Below are 20665 nucleotides of genomic sequence, written 5' to 3'. Positions count from 1 at the left end.
GCGTATGTTGGCGCCGCGGGTAGAATTAATAAATAGAAGGAAGGTGATACGTCATATCACTGTGAGTGATAAAGGGGGGCTGACATGGAGTTGCGGGAGATCGACCTGAACCTACTGGTCGTGTTCAATGAACTGCTGCGCCTGAGGCGGGTGTCCGCCGTGGCCGAAACGCTGGGCACTTCGCAGCCGGCCATCAGCAACGCGCTCAATCGCCTGCGCAAGCTGCTGGGCGACGAGCTGTTCCTGCGGACCTCCAAGGGCATGGTGCCCACGCCGTTCGCGGAGAACCTGGCGGAGCCGATCGGCTACGCGCTCGGCGCCATCCACAACACGCTCAATGCGCAGTCCGTGTTCGAGCCGGCCACCAGCGCGCGCGCCTTCACCATCGCCATGACGGATATCGGCGAGATCTATTTCCTGCCCGACCTGATGAAGCGGCTGTCCGAGGTGGCGCCCGGCGTGACCATCAGCACGGTGCGCAACCATACGGTGAACTTGCGCGAGGAAATGGAAAGCGGACGCGTGGACCTGGCGATCGGCTTCATGCCCGACCTCAAGGCCGGCTTCTTCCAGCGGCGGCTGTTCCGCCAGCGCTACGTCTGCCTGTTCCGCCAGGGCCATCCGCTGGCCCGCGAGGGCATGACCCTCAAGTCATTTGGCAGTGCCGAGCACGTAGCCATCGTCGCCGCAGGCACCGGGCACAGCATGGTGGACGAAGTGATCCAGCGCGCCGGCGTGCCGCGCCAGGTCCGCCTGCACGTCCCGCACTTCGTGGCGGTGGGCCATATCCTGCAGACGACCGACCTGATCGCGGTGGTGCCCCAGGCCTATGCCGAGCGCACGTTAAAGCCCTTCGGGCTGGAGACGGCGCCGTGCCCGGTGAAGATCCCCGATATCGTGATCAACGTGCTCTGGCACGCCAGGAACAATCGGGAACCGGCCAACCAATGGTTGCGGCAGGTGGTGTTTGAGGAATTTTCGAGGTAGTGGTGCGCTCAAAGCAAGATCGTCGAAATTCAGGAAGTGAGGAAACGCGATGAACGCACCTACTAACGTCCAAGTGATCAATGGGCCGGATGGGAATCCCGCCTTTGTGGTGATCCCCTATGCAGAGTATGTGGCCGGCCACACGAGCGAGCGCAATCTTGTGCCGCATGATGTGGTTACGCGCACCGTCGGCGGTGCGAGCCCCGCCCGGGCCTGGCGGGAACACCTGGGCTTGACCCAGGCTGAGGTTGCCGAGCGTCTTGGCATCTCGCAACCGGCATACGCGCAGCAGGAGCACAGTGACAAACTGCGCAAGGCGTCGCGCGGGAAGATCGCTGCCGCCCTTGGCATTGCTGCCGGCCAGCTGGATTTCTGACGCTGTGCATCCGCACTGGCGGCAAACGCGCCGGTCCGCGCTTACGCCCCCAGCACTTCCTCGCAAACCGAAAACCATGCCCGCGCCGCATGCGATAGGTAGCGGCCCGGCGACCAGATATGGGCGAGCGCCCAGTCCATGGCCGGCTCCGTCAGCCGCGCCACGGCGAGCTTGTCGCGGATGTCGAGCTTGTCCAGCAGCGGTTGGGGCAGGAAGGTGGTGCCCAGCCCGGCCGCGGCCATCGAGGCGAGGAAGTCCCAGTGCCCGCTTTGCGCCACGATGCGGGGCTCGAGCCGGGCGTCGAGAAAAGCCTGCCGCAGCTTGCGGGTCAGGGAGAAGTCTTCGGTCAGCATCAGCAGGGGCTCGTCGCGCAGCGCGGCCAGGGTGACGGTCTTGCCCTTGGCCCAACTGGCCTTGCGCGGGCCCGCGACCCAGATCGGGTATTTGGCGAACTCGCGCGTGGCCAGTTCCAGGCCGCTGTCCCGGGGCAGTACGGTGGCGCCGACTTCGAGTTCACCACTCGCCACTTGCTGCTCCACCATGTGGCCGCCATGTTCTGCCAGGCGCAGCTCCAGGTTGGGATAGCGCTGGCGGAAGGCGCTGACGGCCGGCGAGAAGAACAGGTTGGCCATGGGCGGGATTCCCACGGTCAGCTGGCCACGGCCTAGCGAGGAGAGATCGGCCACTTCCAGCGTCAGCCGGTGCACCACGCCAAGCGCTTCCTGCCCGCGCTCGTAGACCACGCGCCCCACATCGGTCAGCCGCACCTGCTTGCCTTCGCGGATCAGCAGTGGCTGGCCGATCTCGTCTTCCAGTTGCCGCACCATTTTGCTGATGGTGGATTGCGTGACGAACAGGGACGTCGCCGCCTGGGTGAAGCTTTTCAGGCGAACGGTTTCAACAAAGTAGCGCAGGGCGCGGATGTCGATGGGCATCGGGTGCTTCCTTTCCCATGAAAAAAGCGAATGTGATTTGCAATTTTAAATCATGTGAGGAATGTCCGCCAGTTGGCTACACTGCTGGCCTACGCTCTTTTCAATGGATATTCGCGTCATGGCTAGCTGGCCCAGCGCACGACAGTGGCTCTTTTCACTGAAGGCGTTTGCCGCCTCGATGCTGGCGCTCTACATCGCGCTCGCGCTGGGTTTGCCCCGCCCTTACTGGGCCATGGCAACCGTCTATTTTGTTTCCCACCCGCTGACCGGCGCCACCCGCTCCAAGGCCGCTTATCGCGTGGCGGGCACGGTGCTGGGCGCGACGGCCGCGGTGGTCACGGTGCCCTTGCTGGTCAACGCGCCGGTGTTGCTGATGGCCGCGATCGCCCTGTGGACGGGAGGCTTGCTCTATTTCTCGCTGCTGCAGCGCACGCCGCGCAGCTATGTCTTCCTGCTGGCCGCCTATACGCTGCCGATCGTGGCGCTGCCGGCAGTCAGCGAGCCGGCGCAAGTCTTCGACATTGCCGTGGCGCGCATCGAGGAGATCGTCATCGGCATCCTGTGCGCCGGCATGGTGGGCGCCATCGTCTTCCCGGCCAAGGTGGCGCCCGCGCTGCGCGCCCGCTGCGCCACCTGGCTGGCCGATGCGGCATTGTGGGCCACCGACATGTTGTCCGCCGACCCTGATGCCAATGCCACGCGCCACGGCAGCCGCCACCGGCTGGCCGCCGACATCCTCGCGCTGGACCAGCTCATCACCCAGCTCTCCTACGACACGGAAAGCGCGCACACGCTGCGCCACGCCCGCGCCTTGCGCGAGCGCATGACGATGCTGCTGCCCGTGCTGTCCGCGCTGGCCGGCGTGCTGCAGGCCTTGCGGCGCCATGCCGAGGGCATACCCGATAGCCTGGCGCGCCATATGGCCGCCATGTCTGCGTGGATTCGCGCGGGCTTCGACGGCCCCGCGCCCGCGCTGGAGCCGGAAGCGGGCCCGTGGGCGGACTATGCGCGCGCGCCGGGCTGGCATGGCGGGCTGGTCGCCACCGCCAACGATCAGCTGCGCACGCTGGCCGCGCTGTGCGAGGACTGCCACGCCCTGCAGCATGGCATTGGCGACCAGGCGGCCAGTGCCGCCGCGCCATCCATGCGTGCGCTTGGGCGCGGCGCCGAGCGCGCCGACCGGGCGCATCACCACGATCACGCCATGCTGCTGTTCTATGCCTGCTCCACCAGCCTGGCGGTGTTTTGCGCGGGCATGCTGTGGATCGCCTTGGGATGGGAGGACGGCGCGGGATCGGTCGCCGTGGCGTCCATCGCCTGCTGCTTCTTTGCCACCATCGAGGAGCCCCGGCCGGTCGCGCATTCGTTCTTGCGCTGGAGCGGATTCTGCTTCGCCGTATCGTCGTTCTACCTGTTCCTGGTGGTGCCGAACGCGCACAACTTCGAGACCCTGGTGGGCATGCTGGCGCTACCCTACATGGGCATCGGCATGCTGATATCGCGGCCCGGCTTCAACCTGATCGCCATGCTGCTGTCGGTCAACACGGCGTCGTTCGCCAATGTGCAGAGCGTCTACGACACGAATTTCCTGACCACCTTCAACGCCAGCCTGGCCAGCATCGGCGGCATGCTGTTCGCGCCTTTGTGGGCCATGGCGACGCGGCCGTTCGGCGCGCGCGTGGCGGCGCACCGGCTGATCCGCGCGAGCTGGAAGGACCTGGCGCAAGCCGCCACGCGGCGCGAGCCCGGCGAGCACGCCCGGCTCGGCGGCCGCATGCTGGACCGGCTCAGCCAGCTGGTGCCAAGGCTTGCGGCCAGCGACGACAAGATGGCTTCGGATGGCTTTGCCGAGCTGCAGGTCGGGTTCGGCGCGCTGGCGCTGCAGCGCAGCCTGCCTGGGCAGCACCCGGCCGCGCGCCGCGCCGTGGCCAGGGTGCTCAACGCGGTTGCCTTGCATTTCCGTGCGCGCCTGAAGGCCGGCCACGCGATGGCGCCGCCGGATGCGCTATCCGAGCGGATCGACAAGGCGCTGCGCGAGGTGGCCATGCAAAGCGGCGCATCGCAAAGTCCCGGCGAGCCTGCGCGCAGTGCGCTGGGCGCGCTGATTGCGTTGCGGGTCACGTTGTATCCAACGCAGCCGCAGCCTTTGCAGGCCGTGCCAATCCCGTTGCAGGCGCAGCCACGATGCTAAGCGCAGAAATCGATCTCTACGGCGTCTTCGTGCCCGGCTTGCTGGCGTTGATGCTCCTCACCTTCGTTATCACCGCCTGCATGCGTGTGGCCCTTGCGCGCGCAGGCTTTTACCGGCTGGTCTGGCACCGGTCGCTTTTCAATCTAGCCCTTTACGTCATCGTGCTGGGTGGCGTGGCCGCCATGGCCCGCTGGCTGCAATCATGAAATTCAAGTTCCGTTTGCTGGTCCCCGTGATGTTGACCCTGCTGGCCACCGTGGCCGCGCTCGTCGTCGGCAAGCATCTTTGGGATTACTACACCGTGGCGCCATGGACGCGCGACGGCCACGTGCGGGCCGACGTTGTGCAGGTTGCGCCGGATGTCTCGGGGCTGGTGACGCAGATCCTCGTCAAGGACAACCAGCGCGTGCGGCGCGGGCAGGTGCTGTTCGTGATCGACCAGGACCGCTACCAGCTGGCGTTGCGCCAAGCCATGGCGAGCGCCGCCGCGCAGCGCGCCACGCTGGCGCAGGCGCGCCGGGAGGCGGCCCGCAGCCACGCCTTGTCCGAGGTGGTTGCCACCGAGGTGGTGGAAGAGGGGCAGGCGCGGGTGCAGCAGGGCGAGGCGGCGCTGGCGCAGGCGGAGGCGGCGGTGGCGCTGGCCAGGCTCAACCTCGCCCGCACCCGGGTGGCCAGCCCCGTCGATGGCTTTCTCAACGACCGCCTGCCGCGCCTGGGCGACTATGTGGTCCTGGGCCGGCCGGTGCTGTCGATGGTTGACCTGAACTCCTTCTACGTCGAAGGCTATTTCGAGGAAACCAAGCTGGGGGGCATCCGCATCGGCAACCCGGTCTCCGTGCGCATCATGGGCGAGCGCACGATCCTGCACGGCCACGTGCAAAGCATCGCCGCCGGCATCGAGGACCGCGACCGCAGCAATGGCACCAGCCTGTTGCCCAATGTGAACCCCACGTTCAACTGGGTGCGGCTGGCGCAGCGTGTGCCGGTGCGCATCGTGCTGGACGACGTGCCGGCGGATGTGCGGCTGGTGTCGGGCCGCACGGCAACGGTCTCCGTGGCCCAGCCGCGCAACACCATCGCCGTGCTGCGCGACGAGACCACGCAGGAGAGCGCGCAATGAGCAAGCTCAGCCTTGTCCTGCTGCCTGCCTTGGTCCCGCTGCTGTTCGCCTGCACCACCGTGGGCCCCGACTACCACGTGCCGGAGCACGCGGCCGTGCGTGCGCCCGAGGCCAACGGCCCCTTGCTCGGCACCGATGGCCCGGCCGTCTCGGTGGCGCCGGTCCCGGACGACTGGTGGCGCCTGTACGACGACCCCAAGCTCGACGCGCTGGTGCAGCAGGCGCTCAGCGCCAATACCAGCCTGCGCGTGGCAGCCGCCAACCTGCGCCGGGCGGTGGCGATCTATCACGAGGTGGAGGCGGAAAACCTGCCGCAGGCGGCCTTCTCCGCCAAGGCCGAACGCGCGCAGATCGCGGGCGAGAGCTTCCTGCTCAAGGAGAAGGTGCCGGTCTTCAACCTGGGCGACGTCGGCTTCTCGGTGTCATACCTGGTGGACTTCTTCGGCAAGCTGGCCCGCGCCGACGAGGCCGCGCTGGCTAGCGCCCAGGCAAGCCAGGCCGCGCTGGACATGGCGCGCGTGAGCGTGGTCGCGCAAACCGTGCAGGCCTATGTGCAGGGTTGCGCCGCCACGCACGAGCTGGCGGTGGCGCAGGAGCAGCTCGCGCTGCAGACGCGCGGCGTGGAGATCGCCGCCAAGATGGTGGCCGCCGGCCGTGGCCAGCCTGCCGACATGTTGCGCGCACGCGTGCAGGCCGAGACCTTGCGCGCAGCATTGCCGCGCTTCAAGGCGCAGAAGGAGGGCGCGGCCTACCGGCTCGCCGTCATGCTGGGCCAGCCGCCGGCAGCGTTGCCGCAAGCCGCAGCCGAATGTCATGAGGAGCCCACGCTGCGCCAGGCGATGCCTGTCGGCGACGGTGCCGCGCTGCTCAAGCGCCGCCCCGATATCCGCCAGGCGGAGCGCGAGCTGGCAGCGGCCACGGCGAAGATCGGCGTGGCCACCGCCGATCTCTACCCCTCGGTCCGCATCGGTGCGTCGGCTGGCCTGAGCGGCATCCTGAGCGATCTCGGCACTGGCCCGACCGCGCGTTGGGGCATGGGCCCGCTGATCACCTGGAACCTGCCCACCAATGGCGTGCGCCCGCGCATCCACGGCATGGAGGCTGGCGCGGACGCGGCACTCGCCCGCTTCGACGGCGTGGTGCTCAAGGCGCTGGAGGAGACCCAGAGTGCGCTCAGCGCCTACACGCGCGAGCTGGAGCGCAATCAGTCCTTGCGCGTGGCGCGCGAGGACGCAGGTGAGGTCGCCCGCCAGCACCGGCTGCTGTACCAGTCCGGCCGCGTGCCGTATTTGTCCAGCCTGGATGCCGACCGCACGCTGGCCGGTGCCGAAGCGGCACTGGCGGCGTCGGACAGCCAGGTGGCCCTCAACCAGATCAACCTGTTCCTGGCGCTGGGCGGCGGCTGGCAGAACAGCCCGAAGGTGGCAGAGCACAGGATGAGCGAGGCGCACTGAGTGGCTGCGGCCCTATGCCTATCCCTATGCCTATCCCTATGCCTTGCCGCGCGCGTGCTTTGCCTTGGTGCCGGTGACATGCCGGACCGATTCGATAAAGCGTTGCACGCGCGGCGAGCGGCGCGCCGCCGAGTAGACAAGCTCGATATCGACCTCATCGGTCAGGTCGGCCAGCGCGATGAAGGCGATAGTGGGCGGCGCGTGCAGCTGTGAGCTGGCGGGCACCAGCGCGCAGCCCATGCCGGCGGCGACCAGCCCCAGGATGGTTGGGGTGTCGGTGCCGATCTGGACGATATGCGGCGTGAACCCGGCCTTGGCGCACGCCGCGATCAGCAAGCTGTGCTGCGCACTCGACTTCTCGCGGTTGAACCACACAAAGCGTTCGCCGGCGATGTCGGCCAGCCGCCGCGGGCGCTTCGCCGGCGCGACATGCTGCGCCGGCACGGCCAGCACAAAGCGCTCCCGGTACAGGGCGATCCCGCTCAGGCTGGCATCGTCCGGCGTGCGCCAGGCCATGATGCCGCCGTCCAGCTCTTCGCTGCGGATCGCCTGTGCCTGCTGCAATGACAACAGCGGCTCGATGCAGAGCAGGATCTCCGGGTTGTGCTCACGGAAGTGCGCAAGGATGGCCAGCGTCACCGGCGAGGCCAGGTAGCTGGGCATGATGCCGAGCGAAAACGAGCCGGTCTGGCCCTGTGCAATGCGATAGGCCCGGTCGCGTGCCTGTTCCAGCTGCAGCAGCGACTGCTTCGCGTCGTGCAGCAAGCTGGCGCCGGCATCGGTGAGTTGCACGCCCTTGGCATGCCGCTCGAACAATGGGGCGCCGATCGCCCGCTCCAGATCCTGGACCTGCCGCGACAAGGCCGGCTGCGTGATGTTCAGCGCCCGGGATGCCGCAATGATGCTGCCTTCTTCCGCGACGGCGATGAAGTAGCGCAAGTGCCGCGTTTCGATGTTTCGCATGCTCTGCGGTTGCCTCTGAATGTTGCTATGCCTTACAAGTATAGCTTTCAGGATTGACAGGCATTTGACCGCATAGGCGGCAGGCTTCTACCATTCAAGGTTCTTCATGCCAGAACCAAGAAGCGCCACCATGCCCCATGCTAACAACGCCCTGCCCGCGAGCCTGCACATCGTCACCCCGCTGCTGCGATCCACGTCTTTCTCGGCACGGCTGGGGCGCTCGGTGTGGTTCAAGATGGAGGCGCTGCAGCCCCCGGGCTCGTTCAAGGCGCGCGGCATCGGCCATGCATGCCAGACCTACAAGGAGTGGGGCGCAAAACGCCTAGTGTGCTCCTCGGGCGGTAATGCCGGCATTGCCGTCGCCTACAGCGGGCGGCTGCTTGGCGTGCCGGTGACCGTCGTCGTGCCCGAGACCACCTCGGCCGCGGCGCGCGAGCGTATCGCGGCGGAAGGCGCCGAACTGGTGGTGTACGGACGTGCGTGGAGCGAGGCCAACGATCACGCGCTCTCGCTGATGCGCCCGGAGTATGCATTTATCCACCCTTTTGACGATCCCCTGCTGTGGGAAGGCCACGCGACGATGATCGACGAGGTGGCGGCCGCCGGCGTCAAGCCGGGCGCGGTGGTGCTATCGGTAGGCGGGGGCGGCTTGCTGTGCGGCGTGCTGGCCGGGCTGGAGCGCAATGGCTGGCACGATGTGCCCGTCATCGCGGCCGAGACCGTTGGCGCGGATTCCTACGCCGCCTCGCTGGCGGCCGGCGCGCAGGTCGAGCTGCCCGCCATCACCAGCATCGCGACCTCGCTGGGTGCCAGGAGCCCTTGCGCCAAAGCGCTCGAGTGGTCAAAGGTGCATTCGATTGTCAGCGAGGTGGTCACGGACAAGGAGGCGGTGGGCGCGTGCCTGCGCTTTTTGGCCGAGCACCGGATCGTGGTGGAGCCGGCATGCGGCGCGGCGCTGGCCGCGCTGGAGCGCAAGCCTGCCGCGGTGACGGCGGCGAGCGACGTGCTGGTCATCGTCTGCGGCGGCGCCGGTGCCACGGCCGAACAGCTGCAGGCCTGGGATCGCGGCGCCTGACCGACGCCCGTGGTCCGGCCCTGGCGCCTCAATACTCGTGGCGCAGGTGCCTGGCCTGGCGCGGCAGGCGCAGGCTGACCCCGAACGCCAGCGCCATCATCGCCGTCACATACCAGTAGAACGCCGACTGATGGCCGGCTGATTTCAGCGCCAGCGCCACGTACTCGGCCGAGCCGCCAAAGATCGCATTGGAGATCGCGTACGCAAGCCCCACGCCCAATGCCCGCACTTCGGGGGGAAACATCTCCGCCTTCACGATGCCGCTGATCGATGTATAGAGACTGACGATTGCCAGTGCGATAGAGATCAGCGCGAAGGCCGCGAGCGGGCTGGAGACGATCTGCAGGGCGCTCAGGAGCGGCACGGTGGCGGCTGTCCCCAGCGCGCCAAAGGCAAGCATATTGCTGCGCCGGCCAATGCGGTCAGACAATGCGCCAAACAGCGGCTGCATGCACATATAGACAAAGAGGCAGCCGGTCATCACCGTGCTTGCCGTCTTGATGGACATGCCGGCGGAGTTCACCAGGTACTTTTGCATATACGTGGTGAACGTGTAGAAGATCAGCGAGCCGCCGGCGGTATAGCCCAGTACGGTAAGGAACGCCGCCTTGTGATGCCGGAACAGCGCGGTGAGGCTGCCTGCCTCCTTGTTGCGGCGCGTGGCCGCGGATGACGTTTCGCGCAGCGTGCGGCGCAATGCCAGTGCCACCACGGCGGTGAGCGCGCCGATCACAAACGGAACGCGCCAGCCCCAGCTCCGCAGTTGCCCCTCATCCAGCAGTTGCTGAAGCACCACCACTACCAGCACCGCCAGCAACTGGCCACCGATCAGCGTGACGTACTGGAACGACGAGAAGAACCCGCGTCGCCCCTTGAGCGCAATCTCGCTCATGTACGTGGCCGTGGTGCCATATTCGCCGCCGACCGACAAGCCTTGCAGCAGCCGCGCCAGCAACAGCAGCGCGGGCGCCCAGTTGCCGATGGCGCCATAGGTAGGCAGGCAGGCGATCAGCAGCGAGCCGAAGCACATCATCAGCACCGAGATCAGCATCGAGGTCTTGCGCCCGTGCCGGTCCGCTATCCGCCCGAACAGCCAGCCGCCGATCGGTCGCATCAGGAAGCCCGCGGCGAAGACGCCGGCGGTGTTCAGCAGTTGCGCCGTGGGGTCGGCCTTGGGGAAGAACGAAGGTGCGAAGTAGATGGCGCAGAACGCGTAGACGTAGAAGTCGAACCACTCGACCAGGTTGCCGGAGGATGCGGCAACGATGGCGTAGATGCGCTTGCGGATGTCTTCGGGGGAGGGAGGCTGGAGCGGTGCGGGGCGAGGAGAGTCTGTCATTCAGGGTGCGGCCGGGAGCGTTCTGTTCTTTGTGATGGCAGTCTGGGGCCTGGGGAAGGGCGTGCAGAGTGTACCCATGCCATACGCGCGGACAGCATGATTTAAAGTCGCGCGGGCCAGTCGGGTTTCGCATGCGCCGATGGTGGTGGTGCGGGCCATCCACCGTTCATGCGCGACCCGCGCAGTTTTTTTGTTGTGAAAAATTCGACTGGAAGTGAGACGTTTAATTCATCCCAGGAATGATTCGCCGTGGCTACACTATGTGCTTGTACCGCGCTGCTCAACGCATCGAATGCATCGAATGCGTCGAATACGCGGTGCAGATCAAAAGGCGAAACAGACGACATGCGGGACGCAAGAATCCGCCTATCCCGCTCCACACCCAGTGGAAAGTGCCGCCCAATCTGGAATTAAGCAGCAATCATGATTAAGAAGCGCATCACGACCCTTGTTTCCGCAGCCGCCTTCGGCGTCTGCCTCCTGGCCGCAACGCAAGCCGGGGCAACGGGTCCGAAAGATAGCACCAACGCCGGCGACAAGTACGGCTACGCACTCCACAACGGCAAGCGCGACCCCTTCACCGACGGTGCCCGCGTTGGCGACCGCCGCAGCCCCTTCACCGACGGTGCTCGCGTTGGCGACCGTCGCGATTCGTTCACGGACGGCGCGCACGGCAGCGCAGCCGCGGCACTGGACCTCGCCGGGCGCGACCTGACCGGTGTGTCGGCCGCGCCGGCGCATGGTGCGGCGGACAACCGCCAGGCCAGCGCCTGATATAGCGCCTGATACAGCGCTGCCGGTCCGGCCCTGGGACCCCTCCACCCATGGCCGGACCGGCCAGTATGGAAGTATCAAGATCCTCCACGCAATGTCATTGCCATTGCCAATTTCGTCTCAAGACAAATCATGAAAACCATCGTGCTGGCGCTGCTGAGCGTCACGACCCTCGCTGCCTCGCTGCCCGCGCTTGCCGGTCCCGACTGGACCGTTATCGAACGCGCGCGCGCCCAGAAGCAGGTGCAGGCAAAGCAGCAGGCGCAGACGCCTTGCGCACTGAAGTCCAACCAGGCAACGGCCGCGTCCGGCGCCGACGGCAAGCAAGGCTGAGCCTCACCGCTATCTCTGCTTATCGCTCGTTATCGCTGGTTGTCGCTCCCCCGTGGCCCGGCTCGGCGTGGCGTTCATCGAAAAAGCCACGCCGGCATGACTGGCGTGGCTTGGCTTGGCTCGGTCTGATGCCGCGCGGCTCAGGACTCCAGGACGATGACCATCCACATCAAGCCGAAGCGATCGGCCGTCATGCCAAAGCGTGGCGAGTAGAACGTCTTGCCTAGCGGCATCAGCACCTGGCCGCCCTCGGCCAGGGCGTTGAACACGCGGTCGGCGCTGGCCACATCGGGCACGGTCACGGACAGCGAGAAGCCCTGGAAATCGGGCTTGCCCGTGCACCGGCCATCGGACATCATCACCACGGTCTCGCCGATGCGCATGGACATGTGCATGATCTTTTCTTCGGTGCCGGCCGCAGGCGCGCAAGCGCCTTCGGGCGGGGGAGACTCCGGCGGGGGCGCTTCCTTGAAGCGCATCATCATGACCACCTCGGCGCCTACGGCGCGCTTGTAGAACTCAGCCGCTTCCTCGCAACGGCCTTCAAAGAACAGATAGGGTTGGACTAGCATCTTGTCTCCTTTCCACTTCCAGGGTTGAAACGCGTCGGGGGTTGAAACGCACCGGCATCGATGCGTGCTGATGCACCACCAGCCATCGGCCGGCGATCTTGCGAAAACAAACTGTCGGCCAGGGCACGCACCTGGGCTTCGCTGCCAGGGTGCGACGCGGTCTGGGAGGGCAGGGAGGTGTTCACCATCCTTGCGCGTTGAGCCAAGGGGGGGCGCGGTGTCGTGGCGCCGGTTCGCTCAATCATGTGTACACTGTCCACTACAGTAGTAAAGAAAATGGATGCTGTCCACATGGTGAGGAAATGACCGGCGCAAAGCGCTCTTCACGCATCCCGCGCACAGCGCGCATCGCGAGTTCAACGGATTCGGCCGACGCCGGCGGCACTGCCGTTCCCGCGGATACGGAGATAGCCACCACCCCCGCCACCCCAACGCCCCGCAGCACCTACCGGCATGGCGACCTGCGCCGCGCGTTGCTCGACGCCGGCATCGAACTGGCGCGCGATGGCGGCCCGGATGCCGTCGTGCTGCGCGAGGCCACCCGGCGCGCCGGGGTCGTGCCCAACGCCGCCTACCGGCACTTCGCCAGCCGCCAGGACCTGTTGCAAGCGGTGCGCGCCGCAGCGCTTGCGGCGCTGGCGCAAGCCATCGAGGCGGAGCTTGCCGCGCTGGACGAGAGCGCGCCGCCAGCGGACTTTGCCCGCGCCAGCCTGCGCGCGGTCGGCGCCGGCTACATGCAGTTCGCGCTCGCCGAGCCCGGCCTGTTCCGCACGGCATTCTCGGTGCCGGACGAACTGGAAGGCGTGCCGGTTCCCGGCAAGGCGGGCGACAGCGGCCTTGACCCCTACCAACTGCTCGGCGCGGCGCTGGACCGGATGATGGCGGCCGGCGTGCTGTCCACTGCGCACCGTCCCGGCGCCGAATACCTTGCGTGGTCCGCCGTGCATGGCTTGTCGATGCTGGTCATCGACGGGCCGCTGCGCATGGTGGCGACGTCGCCAGGGCAGGCGCACCAGATCGGGCAGCGGTTGCTGGATATGGTGGAGAAGGGGCTGCAGGCGGCCGATGTGCGGTGACCGGTAACGCGCCGGGCCAGACAGTGTCCTGAATCACAAACTCGTTGGGTAAGTCGTTCGAGAAGACGCACGATCCGTGGTTACGAATGCTCGCCGGGCACCAGCCTTGCCGCGGCGGCTCGCACCGGGACTTTGCCGGCCCAGGGCGCCAGCTGCGCCACGCCCCAGAAGACCTCGAAAGCCAGGAAAGGCAGGATGACCAGGCTCGCGCCATGCGCCAGCGCATAGGCCTGCCAGCAGGCGAACAGCACGCGCGCCGCAGCGTCGAACAAGCCGTGCGACACGCGCGGGCCCAGGATGCGCAGCAGCGACCAGACCGCCACGACAGAGCCAAGCAGGTTGGCAAACAGGACATGGGTGGGATCGAACCCTGGCAGCGCGCCGGCACCGACGATGCTGGCGGCCTGGCACAGGGCGGCGTGCAGCCACTGGAACGTCCAGGGTGTGGCGAAGGGGGCGGTGACGACCAGGTCGTACCAGGCGCTGGCGCGGACGAACTGGAGATAGCGGCGCGATGTCATGGCGAGTTCCCTGCATGAGGAAGTGGAAGTCTGGCCACTCTAAAGCGTGGAGTAGACTCCAAGGTCAACCCCTGGCCAGGGCAGCAGGCAACAGGCCGCCGGGAAACCCATCGATGGAAATGGCAGGGAGCAGGCATGCGTATCGGAGAACTGGCGGCCAAGGCGGGCTTGTCGAAGGACACTGTCCGTTTTTACGAGAAGATCGGCCTCGTCGAAGGCCGTCGCCTGGGCAACGGCTATCGGGATTTCCCACCTGAGGCGATTGCCTGGCTCCAGTATGTGCGCACGGCCCAGGCCCTCGGTTTTTCGCTGGCGCAGGTGGCACGGCACGGCGCCGAACTTCGCAATGCGCCCGACCCGGCGCACGCGCTTTCCGCCTTGCTGCAGGAGAAACTCGAAGTGGTGGATGTCCGGCTGGCGGAATTGACGGCGTTGCGTGCCGAGATTGCCTCGCGCATTGGCGCAGCGTGTCCGTTGCGGACCTGAAAGCGGCGCGAAGGCAGCATATCCGGCGCGGCAGTCCCCTCCCGCCTCCAAGAACCAAGAAGCCCTGACAAAATGCGCATCAAGGTGTTAACTTCAAATATCTTTTGTTAGCCTTTGCGCGGCTTCGCGCGCGCAAAGGGCGTGGCCAAACCAATACTTGACTTGACAACGGAGCGTGGGCGCTCATCCAGCCACCGCTATTGCCGGCTTGTCAGGGATGGAAGGGGGCATCGCATGCGTCCTGAAAACGGGGAGCGGAAGGCTGTGGCCCTTGCGTTGCAGGGCGGCGGCATGCACGGCGCGTTTACATGGGGGGTCCTGGACCGGCTGCTCGAGGACGGGCGGCTCGGCATCGAGGGCGTCAGCGCGACGAGCGCGGGGGCCATGAATGCCGCCGTGCTGGCTTATGGGCTGTTGCAAGGCGGGAGCGACGGCGCGCGCCAGGCGCTGCACGACTTCTGGCTCGCTATCGCCCAATCGGCTGAAAGATACAGTCCATTGCGCTGGGTGCCGTGGATCAAGGGGAACCATACCCTGGGCCTGGACCATTCTCCGCTGTATGCGATGGCCGACATCGTTCTTCGTCTCCTGTCGCCATACCAGTTCAATCCCAACAACATGAATCCGCTGCGGGATGTGTTGGCCAGGCAGGTGGATTTCGAGGCGTTACGCCAGCGCTGCCCCATTCACCTTTACCTGTGCGCGACCAATATCGAGACCGGAAGGATACGCATCTTTTCAGGCGAGGACCTGTGCATCGACGCGGTACTGGCGTCAGCCTGTGTGCCAACACTGTTCCAGGCAGTGGCCATCGATGGCCAGCACTATTGGGACGGCGGCTATGTTGGCAACCCGGCAATTTTTCCGCTGATTTATCACTGCAATACCCACGATGTCGTGATTGTGCACATCAACCCGATCGTGCGCCGCGGTGTGCCGACCACGGCCGCTGACATCCTCAATCGCGTCAGCGAAGTCAGCTTTAACTCATCCCTCATCCGAGAGATGCGCGCCATCGCATTCGTGACTTCGCTGATCCAGCAAGGCAAGATCGACCGGAGTGAAATGAAGGAGATGATGATCCACTCGATCCGCTCCGATGAGACGATGGCCGCGCTGGGCGTGTCGAGCAAGTACAACGCCGACTGGGCCTTCCTTTGTTCGCTGCGTGACAAGGGAAGGACTGAGGCCGGGGCGTGGCTGGAGGAACACTACGAACACATTGGCCAGCGTTCGACCATTGATATCAGAGGGGAATTTCTTTGAGGCAAGACGCGGCCCCGGATGGCGCCGGCCGCGCAAGCCGCCACGCCAGGTTCAGGCGTGCGCGAGCTTCATAGCGGGCATGGAACAGATCGGTCTGATAGATACGAGGCAGATCAAGCAGGGCGCCCAGGAAAGCCCGCTCGGCGCAATCATAGGCAAGCTCATCCAGGTCAGGACGCTCAGCCCGCAAGTGCGCGCCGTTCTGGCGAAAGCGCGCGCGGGCGCAACCCAGCACCGCAAGGTCGATGTCGGCGGTGAATTGGCCGGCCAGATTCTCGGCAGTGCCGCCATGCGCGGTGCACAGGATCATCCCGGCGATGCGTTCGGTTGCGGCAATCCGGCCTTTGGCCCAGTATCGGAGCCACTCGGCACTGCGTTGCTCATTGTCTTGCGCGCCGGGAACATAGATGACGTCATGGCACCAGAGCGCCAGCTCGACGGCGTCAGTATCGGGAATCGCGCTGCGCGCCCAGTCCAGGTCACGCAGGCAGCGGCGAACATGGTGGAGCGTGTGATAGTGCCGTGCCGGCTCGCCATAGCAGCGGGCAAGATCCGCATAGGCCTCGACAGCCTGCGTGCCGCCGGAACGCGCCCACAGCGCCAGGAAGCGGGTTTGCATCCGGGTCATTCGGGAGAAGGCACCGGGGTCGTGCCAATTTGCCGCGTCAGATCATCCAGCAGGGTTTGGGCCTGTTGCCAGTCCGCGGTATCGGCGCCCTCGCTGACGCTGCCATGGATCGCCGCCAGCGCATCGCGCGCCGCGATCAGCTTTCCTTGTTGGCGCCACAGGCCGGCCAGGCTCAGCGCGCCCTGCAGTTCCAGTGACCTGGCACCCTGGTCGCGGGCGACCGCGATCGCTTTCTGGAAGCACGCTTGGGCTTCATCGCTGCCGGTGGGCGGGAAGGGCGCCTGGCTTGACTGCCGGAGTATCAGTTCTCCCTTGAGGCGATACAGCGTCGCTTCGTCAAGCCGCTCTCCCGTCGCCTCCGCCAAGGCTTGCGCCTCGGCCAGCGCGTCCAGCCCGGCCTGGATTTGCCCCGCCTCTCCGTAGGCGTGCGCGAGCAGGGCCAGGAGATTTGGCTGTCCCAGCGCTGCGCCGGTCTCGTGATAGGCGGCAATGCCCCGCTGGATCTGGGCTATCCCCTGCGCATGATTGCCCTGTTCGGCCAGCGCCCAGCCCAGCAGGACGGTTCCCCACGCCAGATAGATCGGGAAGCCCTGCTCGCCCGAGACCGACATGGCGGCCTCGGCATACTCGCGGGTCAGTTGCACCTCCCTGCGGCACAGGTGCACTTCAGCCGCAAAGACAAGGCAAAGTGCGAGGTTAAAGGCGTCCGGACGTGTCCTGGCCATCGCCAAGGCCTCGTGGCTGCGCGTGCGGGCCTGATCCGGCATGCCGAGGTACCACAGGATCCAGCCTAATGTGCTGGTGGCATGGACGGCCGGATCCCGTCCGTATCCCATGAGAAAGTCATACACCGGCGGGTCCGGGCGTTGCAATGCCAGCACTTGCTCTACATGCTTGCGGGCCATGTCCAGCTTGCCAAGGCGGAAAACCGTGGCGCCGATCGCGCGATGCGCCTCGGCAAGTTGTTTGGGCTTCTGCGTTTCCAGGGCAAGGCCGAGCAGCCGTTCCCCAAGGGGGTATGCGATCTCGTACTGCGCACGCAGTTGATAGAACGCCCACAGTCCGAGCTGAGCCGAGAAGGCGTATGGTGTTTGCTTCTGCTGTTCGCACAAGGCCAGCGCGCGCTTGTAGTTTGCCTCCACATCCGGGGAGGCCTGACCGCGAGAGGCCATCAGGGCCGGGCCGAGGGTGAGGCGCAGCGTGAGTTCCTGGCGTGTGCGCTCGGGGTTGTCCGGCATCCGCTTGAGCAGCTCGATGGCGGTGCTCAGATGCCGGATCGCTTCAGCCTGGGCCGAACGCTGCAGGGCCTGCTGGCCGGCACAGTGGAGGTATGCGACCGCCTTCGGGATATTGCCGCTATGGCTGTAGTGGTGCGCGAGATCGCTGCAGTAGTCTTTCAGCCGGCCATGGAAGAGGGCCTCGATGGCCTGGGCCGTGCTCTCATGCAGCGCGCCGCGCCGCTCGGTAAGCAGCGAATTGCCGGCAACCTCCTGCGTCAGGGCGTGCTTGAAGGCGTACTCGACTTCGGGGAAGGCGGGCCGCTCGTAAATGAAATCCGCCGCCTGCAGGTCAGCCAGTAGCGGGCGCAGCTTGTCTTCGGCCAGGCTGGTGACATGCAGGATGAGACTCAATGGAAACTCCTTGCCGATCACGGCCAGGGTCTGCAGCAGTTCCTTCTGGGCAAGCGGGAGCCGGTCGATACGGGCCGCGAGCACGCCTTGGACGGTGGTGGGGATGTGCAGCAAGGCGGGCGCCTTCTCGATGCGGTAGCAGCCGGGCTGGCCGAGCAAGGCGGTCTCCTCGACCAGGGTCTGGACCACTTCCTCCATGAAAAACGGATTGCCTTCGGTCTTGTCCAGGATGAGTCGCTTCAGGGGCACCAGGCTGCGATCGTCGCCGAGCAGCGCGGTGAGCAGTCCCTGCGCTTCGTCCGGGCCCAATGGCTGCAGGCTCAGCTGGGTGTAGTTGTCCTTGGGGCCCCAGTCATGGGAATACTCCGGGCGGTAATTGACAAGCAGGATGATCCTGGCCCCCGGCACATGGTCGACAAGCAGATTGAGGAAGGCCTCGGTTTCGCTGTCCAGCCATTGCAGATCCTCGAAGATGACCTCGAGCGGCTGGTTCTGGCTCTCGCGCACCAGCAGGCAAGCAATCGCTTCGAAGGTGCGCTGACGTCGGATCGACGCGTCCATGGTCGGCAGTGCCGAGCCGGGTTCGATGTTCCCGAGCAGATAGAGCAAGTAGGGCAGGTGACGTTCCAGGGAACGCTCCAGCGTGAGCAGCCTGCCGGTCACCTTCTCGCGGCAGCTTCGGTCGCTGTCCTGCGCGGTGATCTGAAAGTAGTTTTTCAACAGCTCGATCAACGGTAAATAGGCGAAGGCCTTGCCGTGCGAAACCGAGAAGGTTTCCAGCGCCAGGCAGCCTGCCTGCGATCGCGCCTTGAACTCGTGGAACAGCCGGGATTTTCCGACCCCGGCCTCGCCAACCACGGCAACGACCTGCCCTCGGCCCGCCTCGGCCAGCGCCAGCGCGGCGTGCAACCGTTCCAATTCGGCCTGGCGGCCCACGAACCTGGCCAGGCCGCGGTGTGCCGCGACTTGCAGGCGCGTGCGCATTGCCCCGAGGCCCATCACCTCATAGACCGCCAGCGCGTCCCGGACGCCTTTGACATGTGTGGTGCCCAGGGCCTTGAACTCGAAATACCCCTGCGTGAGCTTATGGGTGGATTCGCTCACGAGAATGGACGCCGGTGTAGCGATACCTTCCATGCGCGAGGCGATGTGGATCGTGTGCCCGACCGGATCGTAGTCCGTGTGCAAGTCATCCTTGCGAATCGAGCGCACCACGACCTCGCCCGTGTGGATGCCGATCCGGATCTGAAGCGGTATGCCTTGCTCCAGGCGGAGCCGGTCACTGTGCCGTCGCATCGCTTCCTGCATGCGCAGGGCTGCGTACAGGGCCCGCAGGGCATGGTCCTCGTGGGCAATGGGCGCGCCGAACAGCGCCAGGATGCCGTCGCCCAGGAACTTGGCCACGTAGCCTTCGTAGTGGTGCACTGCCTCCATCATCAGCGTCACGACGGGGTCGATGAGGCGGCGCGTTTCCTCCGGGTCCAGGTCCTGGGTCAGGGCCGTCGAGCCCGCCATATCGGCGAACAGAGCCGTGATGGTCTTGCGCTCGCCTGCCGTCCCGCCCCGGGCCTCCATTGCCGCCTGCTCGGCCAGGATGCGCTCGGCCAGGTGGGGTGGCGTGTAGTGGACAGGGGCCGCGACCGACGGCCTGGAAGGCACGGGCGATCCTGACGGGGAATCAAGGAGCGCAACGCCGCAGGCACGGCAGAACCTGGCAACGGAGGTGGCCTCCTCGCCGCACTGCGGGCAAATGCGCGCAAGCCGCGCCCCGCACGCCTCGCAGAAGTTGGCGCCTGCGAGGTTCGCGTAGCCGCAATTCGTGCAGCGCATATCGCCTCCTGACCGCCTTTGCCCACCCTGAATGATTAGACGCGCGATCGGCTCTTGTAGCAAGCCAGGCGGCGTCCCTAGGTCCCCATCTCCACCCGCTGCGCCAGGAAATCCAGCAGCGCCCGCACCCGCGCCGGCAAGTGGCGGCCCTGGCCCAGGTACACCGCATGCACCGCCTCCAGGTCGCCGGGGTTGAACGCTTCGAGCAGCGGCACCAGCCGCCCGGCGGCGATGTCCTCGCGGACCTGGAACACGGCCATCCTGGCCAGCCCCAGCCCGCCGACCACGATCCGCCGCAGCGCGTCGCCATTGCTGGTCATGGCATTGCCCAGCGGCGCCACCATGGTGGCTTGCCCGCCTTCGAGCATCGGCCAGCCTTCGATCGCGCGCGCGTAGCCTAACTTCAGGCAGTTGTGCCCGGCCAGGTCGGCGGGCACGCGGGGCGTGCCGCAACGCGCCAGGTAGGCGGGCGCGCCCACCACCATCATGCGGGTCTCGCCCAGCTTGCGGGCCACCAGTCGCGAGCTCTTGAGCTCGCCGGCGCGGATCGCCACGTCGGTGCGCTCTTCCATCAGGTCGATGACCTGGTCGGTCAGCACGATATCGAGCTGGATGTCCGGATAGAGCGCCAGGAACTCCGGCACCAGCGGCAGCAGGAAGTGGTCGCCAAACGGCACGTTGGCATTGATGCGCACGCGGCCGTGGGGCGCGGCGCTGGCGGCGGCGCCACGCTCGGCATCGTCCAGGTCGGCCAGCACGCGCACGGCGCGTTCGTAGAAGGCACTGCCTTCCGCCGTGAGCTCGATGCGGCGCGTGGAGCGGTTGACCAGCCGCGCGCCGAGCCGGGCCTCCAGCCGCGCCACCAGCTTGCTCACGGCCGACGGCGTCATGCGCAAGGCGCGCGCGGCGGCGGAGAAGCCACCCAGCTCCACCACCCGCACGAACACTTCCATCTCGCCGGAGCGGTTGACTTCGAGCCTGGACATTGTGAATTCAATTCATAAATGTTGTTCGTGTGGGCAGTCTACCGCATCAATCTGCCCGTCCCCATACTTCGCTGCGTGCCGCTCCGGCTTCCCGGGCTTCCTGGACTTCCCGGGTTGCATGC

General features: G+C 66.3%; 20 protein-coding genes. 12 read left to right on the top strand and 8 right to left on the bottom strand.

Going from position 1 to position 20665, the window contains the following annotated elements; all coding sequences use genetic code 11:
• Nucleotides 1-84: 84 nt before the first annotated feature.
• Both RR42_RS33920 and RR42_RS33915 read left to right on the top strand, forming a co-directional pair.
• A complete protein-coding gene (locus RR42_RS33920; protein ID WP_043356435.1) occupies nt 85-987 on the top strand; it encodes a LysR family transcriptional regulator in 903 nt (300 codons plus the stop codon).
• Nucleotides 988-1036: 49 nt separating this feature from the next.
• Complete coding sequence (locus RR42_RS33915) at nt 1037-1363, top strand: helix-turn-helix domain-containing protein (RefSeq protein WP_043356434.1); 327 nt, start codon at nt 1037-1039, stop codon at nt 1361-1363.
• Between the two features lie 41 nt (nt 1364-1404).
• On the opposite strand, the gene RR42_RS33910 is transcribed toward RR42_RS33915, so the two are convergent.
• Nucleotides 1405-2298, bottom strand: coding sequence for a LysR family transcriptional regulator (locus RR42_RS33910; protein ID WP_043356432.1), 894 nt, complete (start codon nt 2296-2298; stop codon nt 1405-1407).
• A 118-nt stretch (nt 2299-2416) separates the two neighbouring features.
• On the opposite strand from RR42_RS33910, the gene RR42_RS33905 reads away from it, so the two are divergent.
• The 4 genes from RR42_RS33905 to RR42_RS33890 are packed head-to-tail and all read left to right on the top strand — an operon-like array spanning nt 2417 to nt 7063.
• Complete coding sequence (locus RR42_RS33905) at nt 2417-4489, top strand: FUSC family protein (protein WP_043358400.1); 2073 nt, start codon at nt 2417-2419, stop codon at nt 4487-4489.
• Nucleotides 4483-4695: a DUF1656 domain-containing protein gene (locus tag RR42_RS33900; protein ID WP_043356430.1), complete on the top strand. Its 213-nt coding sequence runs from the start codon at nt 4483-4485 to the stop codon at nt 4693-4695. The genes RR42_RS33905 and RR42_RS33900 overlap by 7 nt, the downstream gene beginning before the upstream one ends.
• The gene (locus RR42_RS33895; RefSeq protein ID WP_043356428.1) at nt 4692-5609 is read left to right on the top strand and encodes an HlyD family secretion protein; all 918 of its coding nucleotides are present in this window, start codon (nt 4692-4694) and stop codon (nt 5607-5609) included. The genes RR42_RS33900 and RR42_RS33895 overlap by 4 nt, the downstream gene beginning before the upstream one ends.
• Nucleotides 5606-7063 (top strand): efflux transporter outer membrane subunit, encoded by a 1458-nt coding sequence (locus tag RR42_RS33890; RefSeq protein WP_043356426.1) that lies wholly within the window; start codon nt 5606-5608, stop codon nt 7061-7063. Before RR42_RS33895 ends, RR42_RS33890 begins: the two co-directional genes overlap by 4 nt.
• A gap of 36 nt (nt 7064-7099) precedes the next feature.
• Here RR42_RS33890 and RR42_RS33885 read toward each other — a convergent pair whose 3' ends face one another.
• On the bottom strand, nt 7100-8026 hold the full coding sequence (locus RR42_RS33885; RefSeq protein WP_043356424.1) for a LysR family transcriptional regulator: 927 nt from the start codon (nt 8024-8026) through the stop codon (nt 7100-7102).
• Between the two features lie 130 nt (nt 8027-8156).
• Between RR42_RS33885 and RR42_RS33880 the strand changes: the two genes are divergently transcribed.
• Nucleotides 8157-9101, top strand: coding sequence for a pyridoxal-phosphate dependent enzyme (locus RR42_RS33880; protein WP_043356423.1), 945 nt, complete (start codon nt 8157-8159; stop codon nt 9099-9101).
• A 28-nt stretch (nt 9102-9129) separates the two neighbouring features.
• On the opposite strand, the gene RR42_RS33875 is transcribed toward RR42_RS33880, so the two are convergent.
• On the bottom strand, nt 9130-10440 hold the full coding sequence (locus RR42_RS33875) for an MFS family transporter (protein ID WP_043356421.1): 1311 nt from the start codon (nt 10438-10440) through the stop codon (nt 9130-9132).
• Nucleotides 10441-10863: 423 nt separating this feature from the next.
• Here RR42_RS33875 and RR42_RS33870 point away from each other — a divergent pair, with 423 nt between their 5' ends.
• A complete protein-coding gene (locus RR42_RS33870) occupies nt 10864-11214 on the top strand; it encodes a hypothetical protein (RefSeq protein WP_043356419.1) in 351 nt (116 codons plus the stop codon).
• 132 nt (nt 11215-11346) lie between these two features.
• The gene (locus tag RR42_RS33865) at nt 11347-11547 is read left to right on the top strand and encodes a hypothetical protein (RefSeq protein WP_043356417.1); all 201 of its coding nucleotides are present in this window, start codon (nt 11347-11349) and stop codon (nt 11545-11547) included.
• A gap of 140 nt (nt 11548-11687) precedes the next feature.
• Here the strand turns inward: RR42_RS33865 and RR42_RS33860 are convergent, their stop codons facing one another.
• Nucleotides 11688-12119, bottom strand: coding sequence for a VOC family protein (locus RR42_RS33860; protein WP_043356416.1), 432 nt, complete (start codon nt 12117-12119; stop codon nt 11688-11690).
• Nucleotides 12120-12421: 302 nt separating this feature from the next.
• Here RR42_RS33860 and RR42_RS33855 point away from each other — a divergent pair, with 302 nt between their 5' ends.
• Nucleotides 12422-13195, top strand: coding sequence for a TetR/AcrR family transcriptional regulator (locus RR42_RS33855; protein ID WP_082055203.1), 774 nt, complete (start codon nt 12422-12424; stop codon nt 13193-13195).
• 80 nt (nt 13196-13275) lie between these two features.
• Here the strand turns inward: RR42_RS33855 and RR42_RS33850 are convergent, their stop codons facing one another.
• Nucleotides 13276-13716 carry a hypothetical protein gene (locus RR42_RS33850; RefSeq protein WP_043356415.1) on the bottom strand — a complete coding sequence of 147 codons (441 nt, stop codon included), beginning with the start codon at nt 13714-13716 and terminating at the stop codon, nt 13276-13278.
• Between the two features lie 135 nt (nt 13717-13851).
• Here RR42_RS33850 and RR42_RS33845 point away from each other — a divergent pair, with 135 nt between their 5' ends.
• Both RR42_RS33845 and RR42_RS33840 read left to right on the top strand, forming a co-directional pair.
• On the top strand, nt 13852-14202 hold the full coding sequence (locus tag RR42_RS33845; protein ID WP_043356412.1) for a MerR family transcriptional regulator: 351 nt from the start codon (nt 13852-13854) through the stop codon (nt 14200-14202).
• Nucleotides 14203-14436: 234 nt separating this feature from the next.
• Nucleotides 14437-15468 (top strand): patatin-like phospholipase family protein, encoded by a 1032-nt coding sequence (locus RR42_RS33840; RefSeq protein ID WP_043356409.1) that lies wholly within the window; start codon nt 14437-14439, stop codon nt 15466-15468.
• On the opposite strand, the gene RR42_RS33835 is transcribed toward RR42_RS33840, so the two are convergent.
• From RR42_RS33835 to RR42_RS33825, 3 genes are all read right to left on the bottom strand, one after another.
• Nucleotides 15449-16096, bottom strand: coding sequence for a hypothetical protein (locus tag RR42_RS33835; RefSeq protein WP_043356407.1), 648 nt, complete (start codon nt 16094-16096; stop codon nt 15449-15451). The genes RR42_RS33840 and RR42_RS33835 overlap by 20 nt on opposite strands.
• Complete coding sequence (locus RR42_RS33830; protein WP_052495153.1) at nt 16093-19557, bottom strand: adenylate/guanylate cyclase domain-containing protein; 3465 nt, start codon at nt 19555-19557, stop codon at nt 16093-16095. The genes RR42_RS33835 and RR42_RS33830 overlap by 4 nt, the downstream gene beginning before the upstream one ends.
• A 77-nt stretch (nt 19558-19634) precedes the next feature.
• Nucleotides 19635-20543, bottom strand: coding sequence for a LysR family transcriptional regulator (locus tag RR42_RS33825; protein WP_043356406.1), 909 nt, complete (start codon nt 20541-20543; stop codon nt 19635-19637).
• Nucleotides 20544-20665 lie beyond the last annotated feature (122 nt).

Origin of the sequence: Cupriavidus basilensis (assembly GCF_000832305.1) — a bacterium.
Taxonomy (GTDB): domain Bacteria; phylum Pseudomonadota; class Gammaproteobacteria; order Burkholderiales; family Burkholderiaceae; genus Cupriavidus; species Cupriavidus basilensis_F.
This window is presented reverse-complemented; position numbering and strand designations above follow the sequence as displayed.

Coding starts and splice junctions, on each gene's coding strand:
- RR42_RS33920 (WP_043356435.1), top strand. CDS start 85: ATGGAGTTGCGGGAGATCGACCTGAACCTACTGGTCGTGTTCAATGAA.
- RR42_RS33915 (WP_043356434.1), top strand. CDS start 1,037: ATGAACGCACCTACTAACGTCCAAGTGATCAATGGGCCGGATGGGAAT.
- RR42_RS33910 (WP_043356432.1), bottom strand. CDS start 2,298: ATGCCCATCGACATCCGCGCCCTGCGCTACTTTGTTGAAACCGTTCGC.
- RR42_RS33905 (WP_043358400.1), top strand. CDS start 2,417: ATGGCTAGCTGGCCCAGCGCACGACAGTGGCTCTTTTCACTGAAGGCG.
- RR42_RS33900 (WP_043356430.1), top strand. CDS start 4,483: ATGCTAAGCGCAGAAATCGATCTCTACGGCGTCTTCGTGCCCGGCTTG.
- RR42_RS33895 (WP_043356428.1), top strand. CDS start 4,692: ATGAAATTCAAGTTCCGTTTGCTGGTCCCCGTGATGTTGACCCTGCTG.
- RR42_RS33890 (WP_043356426.1), top strand. CDS start 5,606: ATGAGCAAGCTCAGCCTTGTCCTGCTGCCTGCCTTGGTCCCGCTGCTG.
- RR42_RS33885 (WP_043356424.1), bottom strand. CDS start 8,026: ATGCGAAACATCGAAACGCGGCACTTGCGCTACTTCATCGCCGTCGCG.
- RR42_RS33880 (WP_043356423.1), top strand. CDS start 8,157: ATGCCCCATGCTAACAACGCCCTGCCCGCGAGCCTGCACATCGTCACC.
- RR42_RS33875 (WP_043356421.1), bottom strand. CDS start 10,440: ATGACAGACTCTCCTCGCCCCGCACCGCTCCAGCCTCCCTCCCCCGAA.
- RR42_RS33870 (WP_043356419.1), top strand. CDS start 10,864: ATGATTAAGAAGCGCATCACGACCCTTGTTTCCGCAGCCGCCTTCGGC.
- RR42_RS33865 (WP_043356417.1), top strand. CDS start 11,347: ATGAAAACCATCGTGCTGGCGCTGCTGAGCGTCACGACCCTCGCTGCC.
- RR42_RS33860 (WP_043356416.1), bottom strand. CDS start 12,119: ATGCTAGTCCAACCCTATCTGTTCTTTGAAGGCCGTTGCGAGGAAGCG.
- RR42_RS33855 (WP_082055203.1), top strand. CDS start 12,422: ATGACCGGCGCAAAGCGCTCTTCACGCATCCCGCGCACAGCGCGCATC.
- RR42_RS33850 (WP_043356415.1), bottom strand. CDS start 13,716: ATGACATCGCGCCGCTATCTCCAGTTCGTCCGCGCCAGCGCCTGGTAC.
- RR42_RS33845 (WP_043356412.1), top strand. CDS start 13,852: ATGCGTATCGGAGAACTGGCGGCCAAGGCGGGCTTGTCGAAGGACACT.
- RR42_RS33840 (WP_043356409.1), top strand. CDS start 14,437: ATGCGTCCTGAAAACGGGGAGCGGAAGGCTGTGGCCCTTGCGTTGCAG.
- RR42_RS33835 (WP_043356407.1), bottom strand. CDS start 16,096: ATGACCCGGATGCAAACCCGCTTCCTGGCGCTGTGGGCGCGTTCCGGC.
- RR42_RS33830 (WP_052495153.1), bottom strand. CDS start 19,557: ATGCGCTGCACGAATTGCGGCTACGCGAACCTCGCAGGCGCCAACTTC.
- RR42_RS33825 (WP_043356406.1), bottom strand. CDS start 20,543: ATGTCCAGGCTCGAAGTCAACCGCTCCGGCGAGATGGAAGTGTTCGTG.